At 72.8% G+C, this 16,989-nt stretch carries 19 protein-coding genes; 14 read left to right on the forward strand and 5 right to left on the reverse strand.

Annotated features, from left to right (window positions below):
- The first annotated feature begins 56 nt into the window (after positions 1-56).
- The 4 genes from EXE51_RS04075 to EXE51_RS04090 are packed head-to-tail and all read left to right on the forward strand — an operon-like array spanning position 57 to position 3,743.
- Entirely contained in the window at positions 57-770 is a 714-nt protein-coding gene (locus EXE51_RS04075; protein ID WP_137692065.1) for an HAD family hydrolase, read from the forward strand.
- Positions 767-1,459: a class II aldolase/adducin family protein gene (locus tag EXE51_RS04080; protein ID WP_049930405.1), complete on the forward strand. Its 693-nt coding sequence runs from the start codon at positions 767-769 to the stop codon at positions 1,457-1,459. Before EXE51_RS04075 ends, EXE51_RS04080 begins: the two co-directional genes overlap by 4 nt.
- 59 nt (positions 1,460-1,518) lie before the next feature.
- The gene (locus tag EXE51_RS04085; protein ID WP_086215819.1) at positions 1,519-2,490 is read left to right on the forward strand and encodes a ribose 1,5-bisphosphate isomerase; all 972 of its coding nucleotides are present in this window, start codon (positions 1,519-1,521) and stop codon (positions 2,488-2,490) included.
- Positions 2,487-3,743, forward strand: a complete 1,257-nt coding sequence (locus EXE51_RS04090) for a carbohydrate kinase family protein (protein WP_137692066.1) — start codon at positions 2,487-2,489, stop codon at positions 3,741-3,743. Before EXE51_RS04085 ends, EXE51_RS04090 begins: the two co-directional genes overlap by 4 nt.
- Positions 3,744-3,773: 30 nt before the next feature.
- Here the strand turns inward: EXE51_RS04090 and EXE51_RS04095 are convergent, their stop codons facing one another.
- Together EXE51_RS04095 and EXE51_RS04100 are read right to left on the reverse strand one after the other, a co-directional pair.
- Positions 3,774-4,961 (reverse strand): hypothetical protein, encoded by a 1,188-nt coding sequence (locus tag EXE51_RS04095; protein WP_137692067.1) that lies wholly within the window; start codon positions 4,959-4,961, stop codon positions 3,774-3,776.
- Between the two features lie 107 nt (positions 4,962-5,068).
- Positions 5,069-6,190: an asparaginase gene (locus tag EXE51_RS04100; protein WP_137692068.1), complete on the reverse strand. Its 1,122-nt coding sequence runs from the start codon at positions 6,188-6,190 to the stop codon at positions 5,069-5,071.
- 305 nt (positions 6,191-6,495) lie between these two features.
- Here EXE51_RS04100 and EXE51_RS04105 point away from each other — a divergent pair, with 305 nt between their 5' ends.
- The 3 genes from EXE51_RS04105 to EXE51_RS04115 all read left to right on the forward strand — a co-directional run bounded on the left by EXE51_RS04105 (position 6,496) and on the right by EXE51_RS04115 (position 9,494).
- Complete coding sequence (locus tag EXE51_RS04105; RefSeq protein ID WP_049930415.1) at positions 6,496-6,717, forward strand: hypothetical protein; 222 nt, start codon at positions 6,496-6,498, stop codon at positions 6,715-6,717.
- Between the two features lie 189 nt (positions 6,718-6,906).
- The gene (locus EXE51_RS04110) at positions 6,907-8,565 is read left to right on the forward strand and encodes a DUF255 domain-containing protein (protein WP_137692069.1); all 1,659 of its coding nucleotides are present in this window, start codon (positions 6,907-6,909) and stop codon (positions 8,563-8,565) included.
- A gap of 122 nt (positions 8,566-8,687) precedes the next feature.
- Positions 8,688-9,494 carry a TrmB family transcriptional regulator gene (locus tag EXE51_RS04115; RefSeq protein ID WP_049930418.1) on the forward strand — a complete coding sequence of 269 codons (807 nt, stop codon included), beginning with the start codon at positions 8,688-8,690 and terminating at the stop codon, positions 9,492-9,494.
- 40 nt (positions 9,495-9,534) lie between these two features.
- Here EXE51_RS04115 and mptA read toward each other — a convergent pair whose 3' ends face one another.
- Positions 9,535-10,461: a GTP cyclohydrolase MptA gene (gene mptA / locus EXE51_RS04120; protein ID WP_049930419.1), complete on the reverse strand. Its 927-nt coding sequence runs from the start codon at positions 10,459-10,461 to the stop codon at positions 9,535-9,537.
- Positions 10,462-10,656: 195 nt separating this feature from the next.
- Here mptA and EXE51_RS04125 point away from each other — a divergent pair, with 195 nt between their 5' ends.
- From EXE51_RS04125 to EXE51_RS04135, 3 genes are all read left to right on the forward strand, one after another.
- Entirely contained in the window at positions 10,657-10,950 is a 294-nt protein-coding gene (locus EXE51_RS04125) for a 50S ribosomal protein L21e (RefSeq protein ID WP_049930420.1), read from the forward strand.
- A gap of 1 nt (position 10,951) precedes the next feature.
- Positions 10,952-11,308, forward strand: a complete 357-nt coding sequence (locus EXE51_RS04130) for an RNA polymerase Rpb4 family protein (RefSeq protein WP_049930421.1) — start codon at positions 10,952-10,954, stop codon at positions 11,306-11,308.
- Positions 11,309-11,381: 73 nt separating this feature from the next.
- A complete protein-coding gene (locus EXE51_RS04135; RefSeq protein ID WP_049930422.1) occupies positions 11,382-11,816 on the forward strand; it encodes a universal stress protein in 435 nt (144 codons plus the stop codon).
- Between the two features lie 43 nt (positions 11,817-11,859).
- Here the strand turns inward: EXE51_RS04135 and EXE51_RS04140 are convergent, their stop codons facing one another.
- Both EXE51_RS04140 and EXE51_RS04145 read right to left on the reverse strand, forming a co-directional pair.
- Complete coding sequence (locus tag EXE51_RS04140; protein ID WP_049930684.1) at positions 11,860-12,600, reverse strand: class I SAM-dependent methyltransferase; 741 nt, start codon at positions 12,598-12,600, stop codon at positions 11,860-11,862.
- Positions 12,558-13,361 carry a hypothetical protein gene (locus EXE51_RS04145; protein WP_049930423.1) on the reverse strand — a complete coding sequence of 268 codons (804 nt, stop codon included), beginning with the start codon at positions 13,359-13,361 and terminating at the stop codon, positions 12,558-12,560. The genes EXE51_RS04140 and EXE51_RS04145 overlap by 43 nt, the downstream gene beginning before the upstream one ends.
- 102 nt (positions 13,362-13,463) lie before the next feature.
- Between EXE51_RS04145 and EXE51_RS04150 the strand changes: the two genes are divergently transcribed.
- From EXE51_RS04150 to EXE51_RS04165, 4 genes are all read left to right on the forward strand, one after another.
- Positions 13,464-14,114, forward strand: a complete 651-nt coding sequence (locus tag EXE51_RS04150) for a DUF655 domain-containing protein (RefSeq protein WP_049930425.1) — start codon at positions 13,464-13,466, stop codon at positions 14,112-14,114.
- 114 nt (positions 14,115-14,228) lie between these two features.
- A complete protein-coding gene (locus tag EXE51_RS04155; RefSeq protein ID WP_086220330.1) occupies positions 14,229-15,128 on the forward strand; it encodes a 16S ribosomal RNA methyltransferase A in 900 nt (299 codons plus the stop codon).
- Position 15,129: 1 nt separating this feature from the next.
- On the forward strand, positions 15,130-16,326 hold the full coding sequence (locus EXE51_RS04160) for a mechanosensitive ion channel family protein (RefSeq protein ID WP_049930427.1): 1,197 nt from the start codon (positions 15,130-15,132) through the stop codon (positions 16,324-16,326).
- A complete protein-coding gene (locus EXE51_RS04165; protein WP_049930429.1) occupies positions 16,323-16,916 on the forward strand; it encodes a HemK2/MTQ2 family protein methyltransferase in 594 nt (197 codons plus the stop codon). Before EXE51_RS04160 ends, EXE51_RS04165 begins: the two co-directional genes overlap by 4 nt.
- Positions 16,917-16,989 lie beyond the last annotated feature (73 nt).

The following is a 16,989-nucleotide window of genomic DNA, read 5'->3' on the forward strand; positions in this document are numbered from 1 at the left end:
CGCGCGGTGTCGCCGCGTCGAATCACAGTTAAGTCGGTGCCGCGTCGAGTCCGCCCATGAGCTACGAGGCGGTCCTCTTCGACCTCGACAACACGCTGTACCCGTACGCCCCCTGTAACGAGGCGGGCAAGCAGGCCGCGCTCGACGCCCTCCGCGAGCGCGGGTACGAGCTCGACCGCGCGGCGTTCGACGACCTCTACGCGACCGGTCGACGGGAGGCGAAACGCGAGACGCGAACCACCGCCGCCTGCCACGACCGGCACGTCTACTTCAAGCGCGGGCTGTACCGTCGCTCCGGCGAGCCGGACGCCGCGGCCGCGCTGGCGGCCGGCGACGCCTACTGGGACGGATTCCTCGCGGAGATGTCGCCCTGCGACGGCGTCGAACCGGCCTTCGACGCGCTCGACGCGGCCGGGATCGACGTCGCGGTCGTGACCAACCTCACGACGCGGATCCAGCTGCGCAAGCTCACGGCACTCGGGGTCGACGACCGGATCGACTTGCTCGTCACCTCCGAGGAGGTCGGCCGCGAGAAGCCGAGCGCGCTCCCGTTCACGACCGCGCTCGCCGAGCTGGACCGCCGGCCGAGCGAGGCGCTGGCGGTCGGCGACAACCCCGAGACGGACGTCGCCGGCGCGAACGCGGTCGGTCTCGACACCGCCCTCTTCGTCGCCGACGGCGACGCGCCCGCCGAGGCAAACCTCTCGGCGCGGCAGCGCCCCGACCGTCGGCTCGACGCGCTCACCGACTTGACGGAGGTGGCGGCGTGACCCGCGATGACGCCGTGGGAGACCCCGAGCCGGGAGCGAACCCCGACCTCCTGCGCGAGGCGCGCGACGCGGTCGTCGAGTACGCGCCGGCGCTCGCCGATCTGACGCCCGGCCGGACCGGAAACCTGAGCGTCCGCGACGGCGACGCGGTGGCGGTCACGCCCACCGGCGTCCCCTACGACTCCTTCGACGCGGGGGACGTGCCCGTGGTGTCGCTGGACGGTGAGCGGCTCGCCGGGCGCATGGCGCCGTCGAGCGAAGTGCCGATGCACACGGGCATCTACGGGCACGACCGGCCGGGCGCGATCGTCCACACCCACTCGCCGTGGGCGACGACGATGGCGACGCTCGGCCGGAAGCTCCCGCCGGTCCACTACATGATCGCCGCGGTCGGCCGTGAGGTGCCGCTGGCCGACTACGCGCCGTACGGGACCGAGGAGCTGGCCGCGAACGTCGTCGCCGCGATGGCCGAGGCGGACTCCGACGCCGCAATCTTAGCCAACCACGGGCTCGTCGTCACCGGCCCGGACGTGGAGACGGCGGTCGAGAACACCCGCCACGTCGAGGACATCTGCCGGCTCTACCTGCGCGCGTCTGCGGTCGGCGAGCCGCACGTCCTCACCGACGAGCAGATGGCGACCGTCGAGGAGCGGTTCGAGAGCTACGGCCAGCAGCCGGACGCGGAGTAGGGGCGGCGGCGCCGGCAGTCGGCCGGTTTTATAAATACACGGGCGGCTACCGGATCGGTATGACAGACACGGAGCCGGCGCCGGCGGTCCGCGAGACCGCCGAGTCGATCGCGACGATGGAGATCCGCGGCGCGGCGACCATCGCCTCCGCGGCCGCCGAGGCCCTCGCCGAGCAGGCGGAGGCGGCGGCCGCGGCGGACGCGACCGCGAGCGACCCCGCGGCGTTCCGCGCGTCGATGCGCGCCGCGGCCCGCACGCTCCGCGAGACGCGCCCGACCGCGGTGTCGCTGCCCAACGCGCTCCGATACGTCCTCCAGCGGATGGAGGGCGACTCGGTCGACCGACTCCGCCTGAGCGTCGCCGACGCGAGCGAGGCGTTCGTCCGCCAGCTCGACCGCGCGCAGGAGGACCTCGGGCGGGTCGGCGCGAACCGCCTCGCCGACGGCGACACGGTGATGACCCACTGCCACTCCACCGACGCGCTCGCGTGTATCGAGGCGGCCGTCGAGCAGGGGAAGTCGATCTCGGCGGTCGTCAAGGAGACGCGCCCGCGCCAGCAGGGCCACATCACCGCCGAACAGCTCCGCGACGCGGGTGTCCCCGTCACGCTCATCGTCGACTCCGCGGCGCGGCGGTACCTCGACGAGGTCGACCACGTCGTCGTCGGCGCGGACTCGATCGCCGCCGATGGCGGCGTCATCAACAAGATCGGCACCTCGGGGCTCGCGGTCAACGCCCGCGAACGCGGCGTCCCGATCATGACCGCGGCACAGACGATCAAGCTCCACCCGGAGACGCTGACGGGCCACACCGTCGAGATCGAGATGCGGGACGAGAGCGAGGTCATCGACGCCGAGACCCGCGGGGAGATCGGTGAGATCGCGGTCGAGAACCCAGCGTTCGACGTGACGCCGCCGCGGTACATGGACGCGATCGTCACCGAGCAGGGGCAGTTCCCGCCCGAGAGCATCGTGACGCTGATGCGGGAGCTGTTCGGCGAGGGCGCAGCCGAGCCGTGGGCGGAACCATGAGCGGACGCGACGGCGCGGGCGACGACGACATCGTGTCCGAACCTGGCGACGGCGAGGGCGTCGACGACTGGGACGAGACGGTCGCGGCGTGGGGCCGCGAGGTCGACGAGTGGGAGGGCGAAGGTTCCGAGGATCGAGGGGACGGCGACGGCGGCACCGCGACCGACGGGGCGGCCGACGACGGCGCGGGGAACGACGCTGCGGGGAACGAGGCCGCCGCCGGCGGTGCGCCCCCCGCCGGCAACGGGGTCGACCCGTCGGTCGACCGCGACCCCGACCTGAACCCCGACGACGCCGACCGCGTCCCGAAGGTCGTCTCGGCGGGCCACATCAACTGGGACGTGACGATCCACGTCGACCGCCTCCCCGAGCCCGACGGCGAGACGCGGATCGACCGGCTCGAACAGTCCGGCGGCGGCAGCGCCGCGAACGTCGCGGTCGGGCTCGTCGACCTCGGCGGCCAGTCGGTCGTCTACGGCAGCGTCGGCGGTGACGAGTCGGGCGCGCTGGCGCTGCGCGAGCTCGCCAGCGCCGGCGTCGATCCCGGCCAGGTACTCGTCGACGCCGCCGAGCCGACCTCGGTGAAGTACGTCATCGTCGACGGCGGCGGCGAGCTGCTCATGCTCGCGAACGACGGCGCGAACGAGTCGTTCTCCGCGGCCGGGCTCGACCGCGACACGCTCGCAGCCGCCGACCACCTCCACCTCACCGGCCAGCAGCCCGAGACCGCCGCGGCGCTCGCGACCGCGGCCGCCGAGGCGGGTGCGACCCGGAGCTTCGACCCCGGGCGCCGCGTCGCGGACCGGGAGTTCGACGCCGCGCTCCACGCGAGCGACGTGCTCTTCGTGAACGACCGGGAGGCCGACGCGCTCGCGGCGGCCACGGACGTCGATCCGTGGGAGCCGGAGGACCGCGTCGTCGCGATCAAGCTCGGCGACGAAGGCGCGACGGTGCGGACGCCGCACGGCAGCGTCTCGCACCCCGGGTTCGACGTCGACCCGGTCGACACGACCGGCGCCGGCGACGCCTTCGCGGCCGGGTTCCTCGCGGCCGCGCTGCGGGAGCCGGAGATCACCGGCGACGGGTTCTCGCACGACCCGCGCGACTACCAGGTCCCGATCCTGGTCGGCAACGCCTGCGGCGCGGTCGCCACCGAGTCGGTGACCGCGCGCACGGACCTCTCGTGGGACCGCGTGCGGGACCGGATGGGCGAGTCGCCCGAGACGGACCTCCTCATCGAGGTCCGCGGCTGAGACGCCGCGGTTTGACGCCGGGCCGCCGCGTCAGTCCTCGTAGTCGAACGCGACGGCGAGGTCGTCGGCGCCGAAGAAGACGAACCGATAGCGGCCGGGAACGAGGTCCGGACAGACCCGGAACGCGTCCGCCTGCGGCCCGTCCCCGACGAGCCCGGACTCGCTCATCTCGAACTCCCACGTCAGCGTCCCCCCGGGCGGGACGCCGATCGCCACGTCGTCGTAGCCGACGGCGGGGTCGCCCTCCGTCGCGCGGAGCTCGGTCCAGCCCGCCTCGGTCAGGATCTCCAGGTTGTACTGCCCGCGACTACCGACGTACGCCGTGCGACCGGAGACGTTCGTCAGTTCGATCCGGAACGCAGTCCCGCGGCCGATCGCGAGCGGATCGGACCCGGGGGCGTCGTCGCCGGGGATCACAACGCGGAGCGCGAGCGGGCCGTCGCCGCCGGCGCCGGTGCCGACCCCGCCCGCGCCGCCCCAGTTGACGCCGCCCTCGTAGATCTGTGGGTGACGCTCGGCCCCCTCCGCGTCGCAGTCGAACGAGGCGGGGACGTTCGACGGCCCGTGGTCGGGTCGGATCTCCCCGGCGAGCCCCTCCGGGTCGCGGATTCCGTCGGCGTCGCGCACCGTCCCGGTCTCGCCCCAGCCGTCGGTGACCGAGAGCCGCGCCGCCCGGGGGAGGGGATCGCTCGTGACCCGGAGCAGCGCGGCCGAGTAGGTGATCGCCTCGCCGCAGGTGACATCGTCGCCCCCCGGCCCCTGAACCGTCGCGTTCGCGACGAGGGTCCCGTCCTCGACCGCGACCCCGCCGAACGCGATCTCGTCGTGACAGGTGTCCGGCCCGACGGACTCGACGTAGCAGAGCCTCGACGCCGCGAAGTCGGTCTCCTCGACGAACGCGCGGACCCGTTCGGGCGCGTCGTCGAACAGCCCCGCGCCCTCGCCGTGCTCCTCGGTGATCAGCGCGCAGAACCCGCGTCGCTCGTTCCGGTTCCACGCCGGCCCGGAGAGGGCCGCGCCGACCTGCTGAACCGCCGTCGTCACCCCGTCGCCGCCGCCCCCGCCGTCGCTCGCGTTACCGTCGCCGTCGCGTCCGTCGCCGCCGTCCGTTCCGTTTCCGCCCGGGATCGGGTCGCCCGCCTCGGTACACCCCGCGAGCGCGGCGGCGCCTCCGACGGCGACGCCGTGGAGGGCCGCTCGCCGCGTGAGACCAGTCATACCTCGCGGTACGCTGTCGATACGTAAGTCCCTCCTGTAGACGCAAACGCGCGTCTAACCAACCGGTCCGCGGCCGGTCCGGGAGCGCGGGACGCGTTCCGGCCGGCCTACGCCGGCGGCGCGAACAGCGCCTCGACCCCCCCGGCGTCGAGGTCGGCGGCGAGGCCGAGCGCGAGCGCGACGCGCGCCTTCGGGGCCGGGAGGTCGCCGGCGAACGTGACGCCGTGGTCGGCGAGCGTGACGGCGCCGCCGGCGGTCCCGTACACCGGCTCCGTCGGCCCGGCGGGCGGGCGCCCGGCCACGACGACCGGCACGGACTCGACCGCTTCGCCGATCGCCTCTCCGAGCGCCCCGGTGACGTTCCCGAGACCGGTCCCCTCGACGACGATCCCGCCGACCCCCGCGTCGAGCGCGTGTTCGAGCGCGCCCGCACCGACGCCGGTGCCCGAGTGGATCACCGGGACCTCAGGCACGCCCTCAGCACCCTCGACGGCGTCTGCGAGGGGATCGACCGAGACGCCGCGCTCGGGGGTGCGGACGACGCGCGAGGCGGCGCGGGTGAACGTCGCGACCGGACCCGCGCCCGGCGAGGTCATCGTCGACAGCGCGTTGCTGTGGCCCTTCACGACGTCGCGGGCGGCGTGGAGTTCGTCGTCGAACGCGACGTGGACGCCGCGCGAGAACCGGCTGTCCGCGGCCGCCCGAACCGCGAGCGCGAGGTTCGCCGGTACGTCGCTGGAGGGCTCGTCGAGCCGGCGCTGCGCGCCGGTGACGACGACCGGCGCGTCGAGGTCCGTGAGGAGGTCCAGCGCGAACGCGGTGTCCGCCAGGGTGTCCGTCCCGTGGGTGACGACGACGCCGTCGGCAGCCTCGTCCGCGCTCACGCCCGTCCGGTCCGGGCCTTCGCCCACCGCCTCGCGCGCCGCCGCCGCGGTCGCGAGCACGTCGCGCCACCGGACGTCGAACCCCGGCCGCGAGCAGACCTCTCTGGCCGTCACCCGCGCGTGGTCGCTCACGGCCGGCACCGCCGCCACGAGGTCGTCGCCGGTCTTCTCCGGCGCCGCACCGTCCTCGCCCGGTTCCGAGGCGATAGTGCCGCCGCAGGCCACCACCGCCACGCCCGGGCGACCGCCGTCGGTTCGCGCCGCGGGTCGCTCTCGGTCGCTTCCGGTGCCGCCGCGCCGGCCGTTCGAGTCGCCGCGCCGGTCGCGGTGATCGGTCTCGGTCATACCGGTCCTCGCTCCCCGACGGACAAAGCGATTGGTACCGCGGCAGGCGCTCGGCTCGGCGCGCGCCGGACCGCGACCGGGGTCGACTACCGGCGGCTCGCGGCGGTCGGACTGCTCCGCGGGCCCAGACGCTCCGAAACCCTCGGTTCGGCACAGATCTCGAAACAAAGGATTAGCGGAGCCGATAAACAGTTAAAATATCTCTGAGCGGGTTTTAAAACGTCCAAACCGACCGAGAAACGTGGTGAAATTCGTCGAACCCTCGTCGGGCTATATGTGGTCCCCCTTCCTACGGAGAGGTGTCCATGTCAACCCCCGCTCCCACGCAGATCGCCTCCGGCGAACGGCTCGCCGGGCTGATGACCGGCACCGTGAAAGCCGCCGCCTTCTGGGCGGCCATCGCCATCCCGGCCGCGTACCCCGCCCTCCTGTACGCGGGCCTCGACGGCGGCACCGGGCAGCTGTTCGTCGCCCTGCTGTTCGCGAACGCCCTCGCGCTCGCGCTCGGTCACGACCACAAGCGCTGAGACCGCCGCCGCCGACTCGACCGCTCGCCGACCGCCGAGGCGTCGCGTGGACACCGACGCTGCGCCCTCCCGCCCTCCTCCGGGCCGTTCTCCTATCTCCGGGCCCTCCTCCCGGCCGCCCCCGCGCGCTTTCAGGCCGCGCCGTTCCGCTCTCGAAGCGCTTACCCCCGTCCCGGGCCGACTGCGGGTATGAGCGACGAGACCCGCGTCGAGTGGCGCGACTGGGGCCCCGAGGCGTTCGCCGAGGCCGACGAGCGCGGCCGCCCGGTGCTGCTCTCGCTGTCGGCCACCTGGTGCGAGGGCTGTCACGAGATGGACGCGATCACCTACGCGGAGCCGCGGATCGCTGCCAACGTCAACGAGGGGTTCGTCCCCCTCCGCGTCGACGTCGATCGCCACCCGCGGGTGCGCGAGCGCTACAACATGGGCGGGTTCCCGACGACCGCCTTCCTCACGCCCGAGGGGAGACTGCTGACCGGCGCGGGCTACCTCGACGTCGACGGGATGCGGCAGGTCCTCGAATCGGTCCGACAGATGTGGACCGACAAGGGCCGCGACGCGGGGCGCGTCCCCCGGGCGCTCGACGCCGACCTGCCGCCCCGCGGCGACGTGACCGACGGGATAGAGAGCCACCTCGCCGGGCAGCTAGAGGCGAAGTACGACGCCGAGAACGCCGGCTGGGGGACAGACGCGAAGTTCCCGCTCCCGCGGACCGTCGAGTTCGCGCTGAAGCGGGACCGGAACCGCGCGCTCCGGACGCTCGACGCGGTCCGCGACCACCTCACCGACGACGTCGACGGCGGATTCTTCCGCTACGCGGGGACGTCCGACTGGGGGGACGTCGCCTACGAGAAGCCGCTCGACACGAACGCCGCCGTGACCCGCGCGTTCGCGAACGCCTTCCTCTACACCGGCGACGAGGCGTACCTCGACCCAGCGCTCGACGCCGTGGACTTCCTCACCGACGACCTCTGGACCGGCTACGGCGTCGGCGGCAGCCTCGGTCCCGGGCTCGGCCGCGCCTACTACGCCGCCCCCGCCGAGGACCGCGCGGACCTCGACGACCCCCGCCGCGACCTGACCGTGTTCGCCGGCGGCAACGCGCTCGCCGCGGACGCGCTGCTCGCGGTGGCCGCCTACACCGACGACGAGGGGGCCCGCGAGTACGCTGACCGGATCCTCGACGGCCTCGAACGCGACCTGATCGACGCCGACAGCGGCGCGGTCACCCACTACCGCGGCAGCGACGAGGCCGGCGAGTCCGACCTGTTGGAGGACGCCGCCCCCGTGGTCGGGGCGTACGTCCGCGCTGCCGGCGTCCGCGGCGAGGGGGCCGACGTGGCCTGCGCGGTCGCGGACCGAGCGATCGACCGGCTCCACGTCGAGGGGTCGTTCGTCGACGGGCCGCGCTCGGGGGCGGGACTGCTCGACCGGTCGTTCCGCCCGCTCGACGCCAACGTCGAGATGGCGACGGCGCTCCTCGACCTCGCGGCGCTCACCGGCGAGGACCGCTACCGCGAGGTCGCCCGCGAGACGGCCGAGGCGTTCGCCGGCGCGACCGAGCGCCTGAGCGTTCAGGTCGCCGCGTACGGGAGCCTCGCCGCCCGGCTCCGGCGCGGCACGACCGTCATCGCGGTCGGGACCGAGCCCGGGAGCGACCTCCACCGCGCCGCGTGGCGGGTCGCCGACCACGAGAAGGTGATCGCACCGAACGCACACGAGGCCGACGCGCCCGCGCCGCGGACGGTGCCGGAAGGAACCGCGGTCGTCCTCGCGGGCGACGAGACCTCCGAGCCGGCGGAAACGCCCGACGAGTTGATGCGTCGCGTCGGCGACGTCCTAGCGTAAGTCGCGCCGATACGCCGGGCAAAAATCGCCGCGTCGCGCCGGTGGCGGCGAGGACGCCCGATCGGTCGGTCCGGATCGTAAACGGGCGACGCGTTTATACGGGTGCCGCGGCATCCCCGGGTATGGCATCTCTCCGCGACCTGGGGCTCTCAGAGTACGAGGCCCGGGCGTACCGCGCGCTCCTCCGGACCGGTCCGACGACGGCGAAGGACCTCTCTCGGGCCAGCGAGGTCCCGATGGGGCGGATATACGACGTGCTCAACAGCTTAGAGCAGCACAGCCTCGTCCGCAGTCAGGCCGCCAGCCGACCGAAGAAGTACGTCGCGGTCGAGCCCGACGCCGCGCTGGACCGCCTGCTTGACGAGAAGAAACAGGAGCTGCGGACGCAGGCCGAGCAGTACGAGTCGGTGGTCGACGACCTCTCCGCCGAGCTCGACGCCGGCGAGCCGGTCGACGGCCAGTTCTGGACCGCGGCGGTCGGCGCCGAGGAGGCGACGGACCTCCTCTTGGAGCGGATCGCCGCCGCGGAGCGCAGGGTGGTCGTGGTCGCGGGCGCGCCGGCGACTGGCTTCGACCTCGGTACGATCGGCGAGCGCGTCACCGCCGAGCTGGAGTCCGCGCTCGAACGCGGCGTGGAGATCCGGGTGCTGCTGTCGCCGGCGACGGTCGACGAGCTCCCGCGGAGCGTTGGCAGCCGGTACACCTCCGAACTCGCCGACATGGACGGGTTCGAGGTCCGTACGTCGCCGAACGTGGACGGGACGTTCAACGTGTTCGACGAGATCGAGGTGTGCATCGAGGTGCCACACCCCCTGTCGGCGGACGAGCCGTTCGCGATGATCGACGTCAAGGACATCGACTTCGCGACGAGCGTGAAAGAGCAGTTCGAGCCGCGGTGGGCGGAGGCGGAGCCGCTGACGTTCGGGTGAGCTGACACCGAGACGGGACGCGGCGCGCGGTGCGAGACGCTTACCGGCCGAGTTCGCCGCGCAGGTCGCCTAGTCTGACCTCGCGTTCGGCGTGGGCGTTGTGCTGGTGGATCGACTCGTCGTTCGACTGTTTCATGCGGATCACGGCGTCGTCCGAGAGGTGCGGGAACTCCTCGACGGTGCCCTCGGCGAGCGCGCGGACGCAGTCCTCGACGAACTTCGCGTCGGCGTGGGCCTCGTAGGTCATGTGGTCCTCGTCGGGCCGCTTCGCCATGTTGTAGATGCGCGCGCTCATCGAGTCCCGGGCGACGTCGATCACGTCGCGGAGGTCGACGTCGGGGTGGCCGTCGGTCGTGATCGTCAGGGTCGCGTGGCCGCGCTGGGAGTGGCCCGGCTGCGGGACGGCGTCCAAGAACTCCTCGGTCGTCTCCTCGTCGATGCCGAGTTCGGCGAGCTTGTCGCGGGCCCGCGACTCGCTCATCCCCTGCGAGCAGGGGCAGACGGTCATCCCCGTCACTTCGGCGCCGATCTCCTCGCGCGTGCCGTCCTCGGTCGCCTCGGCGCTGGCGACGATCGTCGCCGTACTCTGCGTCTCGATGTCGGAGGCGGGCGTGTTCTCGCGGGTGACGAGCTCCGCCGTCATCGACACCTCGGCGGTGGTGGTGTAGTCGTGTTTCTCGAGGAGTCGCTCGGCGGCGTCGCCGCAGACGTCCTCGACGCGGTACGCCTCCTCGCGGGTGATGTCTTCGAGGATCTCGTCGACCGTCGCGAGGTTCCGCGACATGTCGATCCCCTTGCGACCGCTCGGGAGGTCGACGAACACCTCGAACTCCGCCATGAGGACGATGGGTCGCTTGTCGCCGCGCGCCAGCTTCACGAGCTTCTCCACGCCGGTGACCCCGACCTGCGACAGCCCGACGGTGACGTCGGGGGCCGAGGCCTGTACGTCCGGCAGCTGATGACTCATTACGAACATGATAGTGACTCTCGGGATTAGCCCTTTCGGAAGGGGGAGGTACGTCGGGTAGTCGCGCGCGTGCGTCCCGGCCGCGCACGACGCGAAACGTGAGGGGCACCGCCGATCCGCGCGTGTGAGACCTCCACGCCCCGCGGGCCGTAACGCACGATTTATAACGGCGGCAGCGGAAGGTGTTCCAAGACCATGCCGAGTTCCAATGGGCCGCAGAAGGCGACTCGCGACAAGCTCTCGAACAAGCCCCGCAACCGCGGCACCTCCCCGCCGCAGCGAGCGATCCAGGAGTTCGAGGAGGGGTCGCAGGTCCACCTCAAGATCGACCCGAGCGTCCCCAAGGGGCGCTTCCACCCGCGCTTCGACGGCCGGACGGGCACCGTCATCGGCAAGCAGGGGTCGGCGTTCAAAGTCGAGATTCCGGACGGCGGCAAGACGAAGACGCTCATCGTCACCGCCGCTCACATGCGGGCGCAGCAGAACTGAGATGACGATCTTCAAAGAGAAGCTCGACGAGGAGTACGTCACCACCTCCGAGGCGAAGGAGATCCTCGTGGAGATCGAAGACGAGCGCGCGGCCGACGAGGACCGCGATCTCCGCTACGAGCTTGCCCGCGCGATCGAACACGTCAACCGCTTCGCGGACCTCGACGCCGACGAGTCCCGCGAGCTCGTCGAGGAGCTGACCGACCTCGACCAGGTCGACGTGCCGACCGCCGTGAAAATCACCGACCTACTCCCGGAGGACCGCACGGAGCTCCGCTCGGTGTTCGCCCAAGAGCGCTACTCGCTCGACGGCGAGGAGCTCGACGAGATCCTCGACGTCGTCGCGAAGTACGCCTGACCGCGAGATTCTTCCGGCCCGGTGGAGGTCCGTCGCCACGTTTTTTCAGATTTCCGCCCGTATGTCGAGGCGCATGTACCAGACCACCCTCGTTCCGACCGGCGAGGGCGTCGCCGCCCTCGACGCGGTCGACGACGCGATCGACGTCACGGCGGCCGACGGGACGGTACACGTCCTCGGCGTCGTCGAGGAGATCCCGATGTACGACCGGTCCGGCAAGCCGGAGAAGTTCGACGACGACGACCCCGAGCGCCGCGACGAGCTGGAAGCGGCGGTCGACCGGGTCGCGACGGCCGTCGCGGACGCCGGCATCGACAGCGAGACCGCGGTCGAGTCCGGCGTCCCGGCCCACGAGATCGCGGCGTACGCCGACGCCGTCGACGCGGACGCCGTCGTGATGGGCAAACGCGGCCTCGACGCGGCGGCCGGCGACCTGCTCGGGAGCACGACCGAGCGCGTCATCCGGAACGCCGACGCGACGGTCGTCTCCGTCCCGGTCTCCGAGTGAGCACGCGCGGCCGCCCCCGCCCCGCGTCGTCGGCCCCCGTGCGTCACCGGTTCCGGCCGGTCTCAACGGCGATCGTCCCGAAGAGCCGCTGATCGCGCTCCCGGACCGCGGCGCCGTCGTCGAGCGCGCGACGCGCGGCGGCGGTGCGCTCCGCGAGCCTGCCGAGCGGGTCGTCGCCCCGCGCGTCGAAGAGGCGACCGTTCACCGCCACGAACGCCCGGAGCGCGGCGTTCGCCGCTCCGTTCCCCTCCGGGACAAACGCCGCGACGACGACAGCGTCCGCGAGGTCGCACCAGCGGCTCACGACCCGGTACGGGTCGGCGAACAGCGACGTGACGAACGTCGCGAGGACGCCGTCGGCGGCCGCGACGGGCGGGCGCTCGGCGTCGCCCTCGACGAGCGAGACGTTCCCCCAGTCGTGCCGCTCGACGAGCCCGGCCGCGCGGTCGAGCATCCGCGGCGAGACGTCGACGCCGACGACGCGCCCGCTCGGCCCCACCGCGTCGCGGAGCGCGGGGAGGTTCACTCCCGGCCCGCAGCCGAACTCGACGACCGTGTCGCCGGGGGCGAGGTCGAGCGCGCGGACGCAGGCGGCCCGGACGCCGCCGACGGACGCCGTAGCTCGCGCGAACCAGTCGTAGACCCGCGCCCACGCGTCGTAGCCGCGGCGGATCCGACGCAGTCGACGCGGATCCGTTTCCGGATCGCCGGCCACCACGGAGTCGCCGTCACGGTCCCGGGTCACGAGTCGACGCCGACGGCCGCCGGCGGGGTCTTCGGCCACCACCGCGCCGGCCCGTCGCGCGCGACCGTCGAGCGACACCGCTCCGAGTCCGTACAGCCCCGCGGCCGCTGGTAGGCGATCCCCCGCTCGGCCAGGTACGACACGTACCCGTCGTCGACGCGGTCCAGCTTCTCGTGACAGACCCACCGGTCGCCGCACGTCCCGGCGGCGACGCTCCGGTACGGGCAGGTGAACGTCGTCTCCTCGATGCCCGCCTCGGACGCGGTCTCGTCGATCCGCACGCCGACGGAGCGGTACGCCAGCCGGAGTCGCCGGACGACCGCGCTCGGCGACGACGCGCCGAGGAACAGGACGTGCGCGAGCGCGTATCCGAAGTCGTGGAGCAGCCGCTCGCCGCGCGTCAGCGACGCTCGGTCCCCTTCCAGCCGCGTCCGGAGCGTGCCGTACCACTCCGCTATCTCGCGGACCTCGTCGCGCAGCGCCGCCGCCTCCGCGAGCGCCTCTCGCCGCTCCGTCAGGGGCGTCGGCCCGTCGGAGAGGCGGAACGACGGCACCGCCTCGACGTGTTCGAGCACGCGCTCGCGGAGGCAGTCGCCGTCCGCGTGCGCCGCGGCTCGGCGGCGGAGCTCGGGGTACCAGTCCCGCGTCAGCGCGCCGTACGCGCCGTCGAGGAGCTCGTCGACCCGTGCCGCGTCCTCCGCTCCGCTCGCTCCGCCGCGATCCGTTCCGCCCGCCCCGGCGGTCCCCCCCGGGAACGCCTCGACGAGTCGCATCACCGCCGCCGGCTCCGGTTCTGCCATGGTATCACGTGTTACTCGACGCTATTGAATCCGCCCGGCGGCGGCCGCCGTCGCCGCGGCCCCGGCAGCGGTTTTTTCACCGCTCGGAGCGTTAAACGATACATGGACAACGCCGACGGCGACGGGACGCCGGAGGACGACCGAACGGGCGGCGACGCCGCTGCGGACGCCGGGGAGACGCCGGACGAAGACGCCGCCGGCGACGGCCGGGACGGACCGACCGCCGTCCTCCTCGACGTGCTGCCGAACGGGCGTCCCGACGACGACCGCCCGCAGTCCCGCAAGTCGCCGGTGGCGTACGGGCTCGGCGACGACTCGTTCGCGCTGTACGAGCTGATGCTCGCCGCTGACGCGGACGTCTCCGTCGGCGACCGGCTCGGGCTGGACGGGCCCAACGTCGGCCGCTACCGAGAGGTCTCCTTCGACGGCCTCACCCGGAACGCGGCCGCGGAGATCGAGTACGCGGCCGAGGCGATCGTCGAGGCCGACGAGGAGCGGTTCGTCGACTTCTACAACGAGGCGGGCCCGATCACCCTCCGGCTCCACCAGCTGAATCTGCTGCCGGGGATCGGCAAGAAGCTGCGGAACGACCTGCTCGACGAGCGGAAGCGCGGGCCGTTCGAGAGCTTCGCCGACGTCGAGGAGCGCATCTCCGGGCTCCACCGTCCCCGAGAGGTGATCCTCGAACGGATCGTCGAGGAGATCCGCGAGGACGACCTGAAGTACCGGACGTTCGTCGGCCGCGAGGAGTGAGCGACGGGCGGCCCGTGCCCCCGCGACCGTGGGCACGACCGGGAGTCGCCGCGATCCGCCGCCGCGACGCCCCCGAAACGAGACTTTTACCCGAACACCGCGTGTATCCCGGCCATGACCGACTCACCGACGGGTGAAGCCGCCGGCTACGGGAGCCGCGATCCCGACGCGCTCGCGCGGCGGGCCGGCGCGCGGGCGGACCCCGACCGCGACCAGCACTTCCTCGTCGACGACCGGGTCCTCGACCGGATCCCCGGCTACCTCCCGGCCGATGCCGACGGGAGTCACCTCCTCGAGATCGGCGGCGGCGCGGGCGCGCTCACGGACCGCCTGCTGGCGGCGGCGACGGCCGACGGGACCGCGGACTCCGGCCGCGTCACCGTGATCGAGCGCGACGGGGCGTTCGCCGACTTCCTCCGCGAGGAGTTCGCCGCCGCCGTCGCCGACGGCCTCCTCGACGTGGTCGAGGGCGACGCGCTCGACGTCGACCTCCCGCCGTTCTCGGCCTGCGTCGCCAACCTCCCGTACGGCGTCTCCTCGGAGATCGCCTTCCGCCTGCTCCCCGAGAAGAAGCCGCTCGTGTTGATGTTCCAGGCGGAGTTCGCCGACCGGATGGTGGCGTCGGCGGGCGAGTCCGAGTACGGCCGCCTCTCGGTGTCGGCGCAGCACTACGCCGACGTAGAGATCGTCGAGCGCGTCCCGAAGGAGGCGTTCGACCCGCAGCCGGCCGTCGAGAGCGCCGTCGTGCGCTGTGCGCCGCGGGACCCCGACTACGTCGTCGGCGACGAGGCGTTCTTCCTCCGGTTCGTGAAGGCGCTGTTCACCCAGCGGCGCAAGACGGTGCGGAACGCGGTGCGGAACACGGCGCACATCTCCGGGCTCGACGAGCCGGAGGCCGTCGTCGACGCGGCCGACGAGGAGCTGTTGCGCAGTCGCCCGGGGAAGCTGGACCCGGCGGCGTTCGCCGCGCTGGCGGAGCTGGCCCGCGAGCGCGGCTCGCCCACGGGGGCGTGACATGACCGGGTGGATCGGCCTCGTGGCGGCGGTTCAGCGCGCGCTCACGGGCAACGCGGAGCGGTTCGCCGCCTCCGCGGGTATCGTCGCCGCCGTGCTGATCGTCCGGTACCTCACGCGACGGCTGCGCCACGGCGACCGAGACCTCTCCTCCACCCAGCGGCTCCTGCTGTCGGCGGGGGTCGGCGTCGCCACCGCCGCGGGGGCGATCACGCTGATCGCGGTGTGGGACCGGAGCGGCGCGCTCTTCGAGACGGCGCAGTCGGCGCTCAGCGCCGATCAGGTGTCGAACGTCGTCCTCAGCGTGATCCTCTTGGCTATCGCGTACGCGCTCACCGACTTCCTCGGGGGCGTCATCCGCGAGATCGGTGCGGAGAGCGCGTCGATCTCGCAACACCAGCAGGAGGTGATCCTGCGAATCACGCAGCTGACCGTCTACACGTCGGCGGTCCTCGCGGTGGTGGGGCTGTTCACCGACAACGTCGGCAGCCTCCTCGTCGGCGCGGGGTTCCTCGGCATCGTGGTCGGCATGGCGGCCCGCCAGACGCTCGGGGCGATACTGGCCGGGTTCGTGCTGATGTTCTCCCGGCCGTTCGAGGTCGGCGACTGGGTCGAGATCGGCGACCACGAGGGGACCGTCACCGAGATATCGATCATGAGCACACGGCTCCGGTCGTTCGACGGCGAGGTGATCACGATGCCGAACGACGAGGTCCGGTCGGGGTCGATCGTCGACCGATCGCGGCGGAACCGGCTCCGGGTGGAGGTCGAGGTCGGCGTCGACTACGACACCGACGTCGAGCGCGCGGTCGCGGTCGTCGAGGAGGCGGTCGCGGGCGTCGAGGACGTCGCCGAGATGCCCGAGCCGAACGCCGTGACGAAGCGCTTCGACGACTCCGCGGTCGTCCTCGGCCTGCGCTACTGGATCCGCAACCCGAGCATGCGGAAGCGCTGGCGGACCCGGACCGCCGCGATGAACGCGATGAAGGGCGCGCTCGAGGACGAGGGGATCGTCATCCCGTTCCCGCAGCAGACGCTCTCCGCTCGCGCCGAGGGCGCCTCCGGGCCGCAGTTGGACGCGGCGGTCGAGGGCCGGGCGGCGACGCGGCCCGGCTCCGCCGACCCGAACGGCGCCGATGTCGACGCCGACGACGCCGGCGAAGCGACCGACGGCGACGCCGGGGAGGCCGACCGATGACCGACGACGCGAGCGAGGGCGACCTCGCGGCGCGCCGGGGTCTCGACGACGCCGTCGTCTACCAGCCGGCCGAGGACTCCGGCCTGCTCGCGGAGGCGGCGGTCGCGGAGGCGCGCGGCCGCGTGCTGGAGGTCGGAACGGGGTCGGGCTGGGTCGCCGCGCGGGTGGCGAGCGAGCGCGACCTCGACGTGGTCGGCAGCGACCTCAATCCGCACGCCGCGCGACAGGCGCGCGACCGCGGCGTCGGGGCCGTCGTCGCCGACCTGCTCTCGCCGTTCCGCGCGGACGCGTTCGACACGGTGTGTTTCAACCCGCCGTACCTCCCGACCGACCCCGAAAACGAGTGGAGCGACTGGATGGAACACGCGCTCTCGGGCGGCGAGTCCGGCCGGGAACTCATCGAACCGTTCCTCGCCGACGTGGGGCGCGTCCTCGCGCCGGGCGGGGTCGTCCTCCTGCTCGTCTCCTCGCTCACCGGGTACGAGGAGGTGCTCGCACTCATCGAGGAGGCCGGGTTCGACCACGAGGTCGTCGTCGAGGAGTCGTTCCCCTTCGAGACGCTCACGGTACTGGCGTTGCGTCGGGCGTAGCGGGGTCGCTCGGCAACTGATTACTACAAAACATAACGCGCATTAGCAAATATTATACGACGGTATATCCAAC

Source organism: Halorubrum sp. CGM5_25_10-8B (genome assembly GCF_005435095.1).
Lineage (GTDB): Archaea > Halobacteriota > Halobacteria > Halobacteriales > Haloferacaceae > Halorubrum > Halorubrum ezzemoulense.